Source organism: Streptomyces sp. SID5785 (genome assembly GCF_009870065.1).
GTDB lineage: Bacteria > Actinomycetota > Actinomycetes > Streptomycetales > Streptomycetaceae > Streptomyces.
The window spans coordinates 1-7,716 of sequence record NZ_WWIA01000268.1 but is presented as its reverse complement, the minus strand read 5'-3'; the positions used below and the strand labels follow the sequence as shown (position 1 = coordinate 7,716).

Here is a 7,716-nt window from a genome sequence, read left to right as displayed (position 1 = left end):
TGTCGGTCCTGTCGTTGCCGCGGGTGGGTGGTCCGTCCGGGCCCTGCGCGTCGTGGCCGGGCCTTGATCCCACCCACCCGCCCCCTTCGGGGGCGTTCGGCCCGGGGCCGGGCGCAGTCCGTTTTGCTCGGGCACGCCGTGTCCTGGCCGGGCCCGGGGCGAGCGGCTGGCCCTGGTTGAGCGCTCGTGTCGGCCCTGTCGTTGCCGCGGGCGGGTGGCCTGTCCGGGCTCTGTGCGTCGTGGCCGGGGCCTGATCCCGCCCACCCGCCCCCTCCGGGGCGTTCGGCCCGGCGTCGGGCGCAGTCCGCCGTCCCGGGCCGCGACGGCCCGCCGTCGGGGACCGGTGTCGTCGCCCGGGTGATGCCTCGTCGGGTCGCTCGCGCGGTTCGCCGCGACCGGGGCTCTTTCCGTGGGGGGAGGGGGCGATTAGATTCGGTTCATGGCGGAGACGAAGCGCGAGATCGAGCGGAAGTACGACGCCCCGGACGAGCCCTTCCGGCTGCCCGACCTGCGCAAGGTCCCCGGCGTCGAGGCCACCGTGCCCCAGGGCGTCACCGAGCTCGACGCCGTCTACTACGACACCGCCGACCGGCGCCTGGCCGCCGCCCGCATCACCCTGCGCCGCCGCACCGGCGGCGCCGACGCGGGCTGGCACCTCAAGCTCCCCGTCGCCCTGAGCGAGGGCGTCCGCGACGAGGTGCGCGCCCCGCTGACCGGTACGGCCGTGCCGCGCGCCCTCGCCGGGCTCGTCCGCTCCCGCGTCCGCGGCGACGCCCTCGTCCCCGTCGTCCGCCTCCTGTCCACCCGCGACGTCACCGAACTGACCGGCGCGGACGGCACCCTGCTCGCCGAGGTCAGCGTCGACGCCGTGCGCGCCGAGCGGGCCGACGGCGAGCGCGCCACCGCCTGGACCGAGATCGAGGTCGAGCTCGCCGACGGCGGCGACCCCGCCTTCCTCACCAAGGTCGAGAAGCGGCTCCGCAAGGCCGGTGTCCACCGCTCCGCCGCTTCCTCGAAGCTGGCCCGCGCCCTCGCGGAGACCGGCGCCGCACCCGTGCCCCGCCCGGCCGCCGAGGACCCCGGCACCGACGCAGGCGCCCATGTCCTGGCCCGGCTGCGCGCGCAGCGCGACGCCCTCGTCGACCTCGACCCCGACGTGCGCCGCGACCTGCCCGACGCCCTGCACCAGATGCGGGTCACGACGCGACGCCTGCGCAGCGCGTTCAAGACGTACAGGAAGCTCCTCGACCCCCGCGTCACCGGGCCGCTCGGCGACGAGCTCAAGTGGCTCGCCGGGGAGCTCGGCATCGACCGGGACCGCGAGGTGCTCACCGAGCGGATCACCGGCCGGATCGACGCCCTGCCGCGCCACCTGCTGCTCGGCCCGGTCCGCGGCCGGCTGCGCACCTGGGCCGTCGCCCGCCGCCAGGGCTCGCGCCGGCACACCGTCGCCGTCCTCGACAGCAAGCGGTACCTGGCCCTGCTCGACGGACTCGACGCGCTGCTCGCCGACCCGCCGCTGCGCCGGAAGCGGGCCGCCCGCCCCGCCGCCGAGGTGCTGGCCGAGGCCGCGCTGCGCGATCACGCCCGGCTCGCCGCACACGTCGAGCACGCCCTCGCCCTGGAGCCGGGCCCGGACCGCGACCTCGCCCTGCACGAGGCCCGCAAGGCCGCCAAGCGCGCCCGGTACGCGGGCGAGACCGCGGTGCCCGCGCTCGGCAAGCAGGCCCGCCGCTTCGCCCGGAGCATGAAGGACGTGCAGACGGTGCTCGGCGACCACCAGGACAGCGTCGTCGCACGCGAGGCCCTGCGCGATCTCGCGATGCAGGCCCACGCGGCGGGGGAGAACGGGTTCACCTGGGGCCTGCTCCACGGGTACGAGCAGGCCACGGCGGCGCGGCGGGAGGCCGAGCTGCCGGGTGTGTGGGCCGACGCGGCTCAGCCGCGTCTCGCGGCGGGTTAGGCTTGAGGGTCACCCCTGTCAGCTCACGAAGGTCCACGGTTATGCCTGCCGAAGCCGCCGCCGCGGCGCCCACAGCGGTCGAGTCTGTGTTCCCGCAGCTCGAAGCGCTGCTCCCGCATGTGCAGAAGCCGATCCAGTACGTCGGCGGAGAGCTCAACTCCACGGTCAAGCCGTGGGAGTCCTGCGACGTCCGCTGGGCGCTGATGTACCCGGACGCCTACGAGGTCGGTCTGCCCAACCAGGGCGTCATGATCCTCTACGAGGTGCTCAACGAGCGCGAGGGCGTCCTCGCCGAGCGCACCTACAGCGTCTGGCCGGACCTCGAAGCGCTGATGCGCGAGCACTCCGTACCGCAGTTCACGGTCGACTCGCACCGCCCCGTCAAGGCCTTCGACGTCTTCGGGCTGAGCTTCTCCACCGAGCTCGGCTACACGAACATGCTGACGGCGCTCGACCTCGCGGGCATCCCGCTGCGCTCCGCGGACCGCACGCTCGACGACCCGATCGTCCTCGCGGGCGGCCACGCCGCGTTCAACCCCGAGCCGATCGCGGACTTCATCGACGCCGCGGTGATCGGCGACGGCGAGCAGGCCGTGCTCGACATGACGGAGATCATCCGGCAGTGGAAGGCCGAGGGGCGTCCGGGCGGCCGCGAGGAGGTCCTGTTCCGCCTCGCCCGCACAGGCAGCATCTACATCCCGGCGTTCTACGACGTCGAGTACCTGCCCGACGGCCGCATCGGCCGCGTCGTGCCGAACCGGTCGGGCGTGCCGTGGCGCGTGTCCAAGCACACCGTCATGGACCTCGACGAGTGGCCGTACCCCAAGCAGCCCCTCGTGCCGCTCGCCGAGACGGTGCACGAGCGGATGTCCGTCGAGATCTTCCGCGGCTGCACCCGCGGCTGCCGTTTCTGCCAGGCCGGCATGATCACGCGCCCCGTGCGGGAGCGAAGCATCACCGGCATCGGCGAGATGGTCGACAAGGGGCTCAAGGCGACCGGCTTCGAGGAGGTCGGCCTGCTCTCGCTGTCCTCCGCGGACCACTCGGAGATCGGCGAGATCGCCAAGGGCCTCGCGGACCGGTACGAGGAGGACAAGATCGGCCTGTCCCTCCCGTCGACCCGCGTGGACGCGTTCAACGTCGACCTGGCCAACGAGCTGACCCGCAACGGCCGCCGCTCCGGCCTCACCTTCGCCCCCGAGGGCGGCAGTGAGCGCATGCGCAAGGTCATCAACAAGATGGTCAGCGAGGAGGACCTGATCCGCACCGTCGCCACGGCGTACGGCAACGGCTGGCGTCAGGTGAAGCTGTACTTCATGTGCGGTCTGCCCACCGAGACGGACGAGGACGTCCTGCAGATCGCCGACATGGCGATGAACGTGATCCAGAAGGGCCGCGAGGTCTCCGGGTCCAACGACATCCGCTGCACGGTCTCCATCGGCGGTTTCGTGCCCAAGCCGCACACGCCGTTCCAGTGGGCCCCGCAGCTGTCGGCGGCCGAGACGGACGCCCGTCTCGAGAAGCTCCGCGACAAGATCCGCGGCGACAAGAAGTACGGCCGCTCCATCGGCTTCCGGTACCACGACGGCAAGCCCGGCATCGTCGAGGGCCTCCTGTCCCGCGGCGACCGCCGCATGGGCGACGTCATCCGCGCCGTGTACGAGGACGGCGGCCGCTTCGACGGCTGGCGCGAGCACTTCTCGTACGACCGCTGGATGCAGTGCGCGGACAAGGAGCTCGTCAAGTACGGCGTCGACGTCGACTGGTACACGACCCGCGAGCGCACCTACGAGGAGGTCCTGCCCTGGGACCACCTCGACTCGGGCCTCGACAAGGACTGGCTGTGGGAGGACTGGCAGGACTCCCTCGACGAGACCGAGGTCGAGGACTGCCGCTGGACCCCGTGCTTCGACTGCGGTGTCTGCCCCGCGATGGACACGTCCATCCAGGTCGGCCCCACGGGCAAGAAGCTGCTGCCGCTCACCGTCGTGAAGTAGCCGCCGTCCGGCGCGAGCCCCCTCTCCGGAGACGGAGCGGGGGCTCGCGTGCTGTCCGGCCGCCGGTGCGGCGCATATCCCGCTCCGGCATGCCGGTGACCCTGAGGGGCGGATAAAGTCGGTCGGTCACGACCGGTCGTGGGGGCGGCCGGAGTTCGGTCGGCGCTGCCGACGTTCTGGGGAGGGCCTGAGCGCATGAGTCGACGCTCTGCTGGATTCGTCAACACCTGGGCCGAGGCGCAGCGGCAGCGCCAGCGGCAGTTCGAGGCCGAGCAACGGCGGCGCCGCGAGGAGGACCGGCGGGCCCGCGCCCACCAGCGGCACGCCGCCCAGGAGTACCGCCAGTACCGGCAGGCCGAGGCCGCCCGGCGCACCGCGGAGCTCGACGCGGAGGTCGAGGCGCTCCAGGGACTGCTCGGCGCGGGCTGCGCCGCTGCGCCGTTCGCCGCCGCGGCCCTGCTGCGCTCGGTGGAGGTGCCGCCGTTCGACGCCGGCCGGCTCGCCTGGCCCGTGCGGATGCCGGACCCGAACCAGTACCAGGCGCAGGGTGGTTGGACCGCGGGCCGGCGGGCGCAGGCCCAGGCCGAGGCGCAGGCCCGCTACCAGCGCGACTGGCATGCCGCGCAGGCCGCCGAGGCGCAGCGGCAGCAGCAGCTCGCGGCGGCGCAGCGCGAGCACGCGCGGGGCGCCGAGGACCGGCAGGCCGAGGTGCGCCGGCACAACACGGCGGTCACCGAGGCCACCGACGCCGTCCGCCGGGGCGAACCCGAGTCCGTCGTCGAGTACTTCTCGGCCGCCCTGTACGCGTCGACGTCCTGGCCGGAGGGGTTCCCCCGCCAGGTCAGCGCCGGTTTCGACCCGGCGGCCCGGCAGCTCGTCCTGAACTGGGAGCTGCCCGCCTACGAGGTCGTCCCCGAGGCCCGCGCCGTGCGGTACGTGCCCTCCCAGGACCAGGACAAGGAGACCGCCCGCCCCGTCACCCAGCGGCGCGCCCTGTACCGGGAGGTCCTGGCGCAGAGCGTGCTGCTCGTCCTGCACCAGCTGTTCGCCGCGGACGAGTACGGCATCCTCGACTCGGTCGCGCTGAACGGGTTCGTGGACGCGCCCGACCCGGCGACCGGCCGCCGCGGCGAGATCTTCCTGGCCACCGCCCTGGCCCGGCGCGCGGACTTCACCGCGCTGCACCTGACCCGGGTGGACCCGGTCAGCTGCCTCACCGACGCCCTGCGCGGCCAGCTCTCGCCGCGCCCCGACCAGCTGACCGCGGTCCGCCCCGACCGGCAGCCGCAGGACGTCGGGAACCGGGTGGTCACGCACGGCGGCGCCGACGGCGAGCCGGACCTGTACGCCATGGACCCGCTGGCGTTCGAGGAGCTCGTCGCCGATCTGTTCCGGGCGATGGGCATGGAGGCGGTGACCACCCAGCGGTCCAACGACGGCGGCGTCGACGTCGACGCGCTCGACCCGACCCCGATCCGGGGCGGCAAGATCGTCGTCCAGGTGAAGCGGTACCGGAACACCGTGCCGCCCACCGCCGTCCGCGACCTGTACGGCACGGTCCAGGACCGCGGCGCCAACAAGGGTGTCCTCGTGACGACTTCGGGGTTCGGTCCCGGCTCGCACACGTTCGTGCGGGGCAAGCCGCTGGAGCTGATCGCCGGTGGTGAGCTCGTCGACCTGCTGCACCGGCACGGGCTGCGCGGGCGTCTGGGCGACGGCGGCAGGTCCGCCCCCGCCGGGCCCGCGCCGGCCGCCCCCGGCTCCTCGTCCAACGCCTCGTCCGGCTCCTCGTCCGGCGACGCCTCCGGCGATGCGTCCGGTGACCACAACGTGCTCGGCATGCGCTGGTCCGGCAGGGTGGCCCTGGACGTGTGCGCCCTGGTGTGCCGCGGCAGCCGCGTCCTGAGCGAGGACCACTTCGTCTTCTTCAACAACGAGCGGACGCCGGACGGTTCGGTCCGCGCGGTCGATGCCACGGCGCCGGACAGGGCCGCCCTGCGGGTCGCGTTCGACGCGCTGCCCGCCGAGGCCGACCGGCTGGTCCTGGTGGCCGCCGTGGACCCGGAGACGGACCCGCACGCCGACCTGTCGGGCTTCACCGACGCGTGCATCCGTCTGCTCGACCCCGCGCTCGCCGAACTGGGCCGCCTCGACGTGTCCGACGGGCGGGCCGGCGAGACGGCCCTCGTGCTCGGCTCGTTCCGCCACCGGCCCTCGGGCGACTGGGACTTCGTCCTCGGCGGCAAGGGCTATCCGGGCGGCCTGGAGCAGCTGCTCGGGGACTTCGGCATCGAGGTGGAGTGAACGCCTGCGCGGCGGACGGCGCGGGGCGGCCGGTTCCAGGAACCGGCCGCCCCGTGTGCGCTCCGGCGGAGGCGAACCGCCGGGCGCTCACTGCTACTTGCTCGCGGCGAAGCGCATCAGGGCGTGCTCGTCGCCCTGCTTGATCTTGCCGGTCGTGTTGATGACCTCGAGCTTCCAGCTGGCGCCCACGCGCATGGCCTTGGCCACCGCGCAGCCGTTGTCACTGCTCATCAGGCTCGGCCAGATGTCGGCGACCTGCTGCGTCGTGCCGCCCGTCGCGTCGTACACCTTGAAGCTGATGTTGCGCGCCTTCTGGAACGAGCTGCCCTTCTTGTAGGCCGCGGCGATGAACACGATCGACGTGATCTGCTGCGGGAGCCGGGCGAACTCGACGGTGACCGTCTCGTCGTCACCCTCGCCCTTGCCCGTCTGGTTGTCACCACTGTGCGCCAGCGAGCCGTTGCCCATCGGGTCCAGTGAGTCGAGGCCTGCCAGGCGCACCGGGTCGCCGCCCGACATCGCGATGGCGATCAGGTCGAGGTCCGTGCCCTGCTTGCGGCGCAGGGCGCCGAGGACCCCGCCGCTGCTGCCGGAAGTGGGGTCCCAGGACACCCCGATGGACAGGTGCGTCACACCGTCCAGGTCGGCCGGGCCGTCTTCCTTCGTGAGCGTGATCATGCGGGGTTCCCCTCCGGAATTATGTGTCTCTGAGAACGAACGCGTACCCGTACAGGATGGTTCCCGCCTGCGCAGGTGTCAGCCACCGCCCCGATCCGTTGCCGAAGAGTGCATCCGCACGGCCCGCGACGGCGTCAGAGCAGGCATGGACTCCATCGACCGGACGGACCGGACGGACCGCACGGGCGGCAGCCGCGACCTGCACGGCACGGGCCGTACCCGCATGCCGCAGCGACCCGAGCCCGAGGGCTGTCTGGTCACCGCGATCCGGCTGCCCGTGCGCGTCCTGGCGCTCGTCGTCGTGGTGCCGGTGCGGCTGGTCTGGGACGCGCTCGCGGTGGCCGCCCGCTTCCTCGGCGAGAAGGCGCTCGTGCCCCTCGGGCGCGGGCTCGGACTGGTCCTGTGGGCGGTCTTCGTGTGGCCGCTCACCCTGCTCGGCCGCGCGCTCGCCTGGCTGGTGAGGGTGTGCCTCGTCGGGCCGGCCCGGTGGCTCCACGCGTCGGTCCTGACCCCGCTCGGCCACGGCCTGCGCCGGCTGTGGCGGACCCTGGTCGTCGCCCCGGCGGTGTGGCTGTCCTCACACGTGCTCGCGCCGTCGGGACGCCTGCTGCTGACCGTGCTGCGCTGGCTGGGCCTCGCCCTGTTCGTGTGGCCGTGGGTGGCGCTGTGGCAGTACGTCCTGGCGCCGGTGGGCCGGGCTCTCGTGTGGGTCGTGGCCGGTGTGGCGCGTGGTGTCGGTGTGCTGCTGCGCTGGGTGTGCGTCGTGCCGCTCGT

The 7,716-nt window shown here is 73.5% G+C and carries 4 protein-coding genes and 1 pseudogene; 4 read left to right on the top strand and 1 reads right to left on the bottom strand.

Features of this window, described 5'->3' with window-relative positions:
• Positions 1-439 precede the first annotated feature (439 nt).
• The 3 genes from GTW43_RS08550 (at position 440) to GTW43_RS08540 (ending at position 6,264) form a co-directional block, all read left to right on the top strand.
• Entirely contained in the window at positions 440-1,963 is a 1,524-nt protein-coding gene (locus tag GTW43_RS08550; protein ID WP_161301032.1) for a CYTH and CHAD domain-containing protein, read from the top strand.
• Between the two features lie 41 nt (positions 1,964-2,004).
• Entirely contained in the window at positions 2,005-3,960 is a 1,956-nt protein-coding gene (locus GTW43_RS08545; RefSeq protein ID WP_161301031.1) for a TIGR03960 family B12-binding radical SAM protein, read from the top strand.
• Between the two features lie 195 nt (positions 3,961-4,155).
• A complete protein-coding gene (locus GTW43_RS08540; RefSeq protein ID WP_161301030.1) occupies positions 4,156-6,264 on the top strand; it encodes a restriction endonuclease in 2,109 nt (702 codons plus the stop codon).
• 93 nt (positions 6,265-6,357) lie between these two features.
• On the opposite strand, the gene GTW43_RS08535 is transcribed toward GTW43_RS08540, so the two are convergent.
• The gene (locus GTW43_RS08535; RefSeq protein ID WP_161301029.1) at positions 6,358-6,942 is read right to left on the bottom strand and encodes a TerD family protein; all 585 of its coding nucleotides are present in this window, start codon (positions 6,940-6,942) and stop codon (positions 6,358-6,360) included.
• Positions 6,943-7,087: 145 nt separating this feature from the next.
• Between GTW43_RS08535 and GTW43_RS08530 the strand changes: the two are divergent.
• Positions 7,088-7,716: pseudogene (locus GTW43_RS08530) on the top strand (hypothetical protein); the annotation flags it as partial.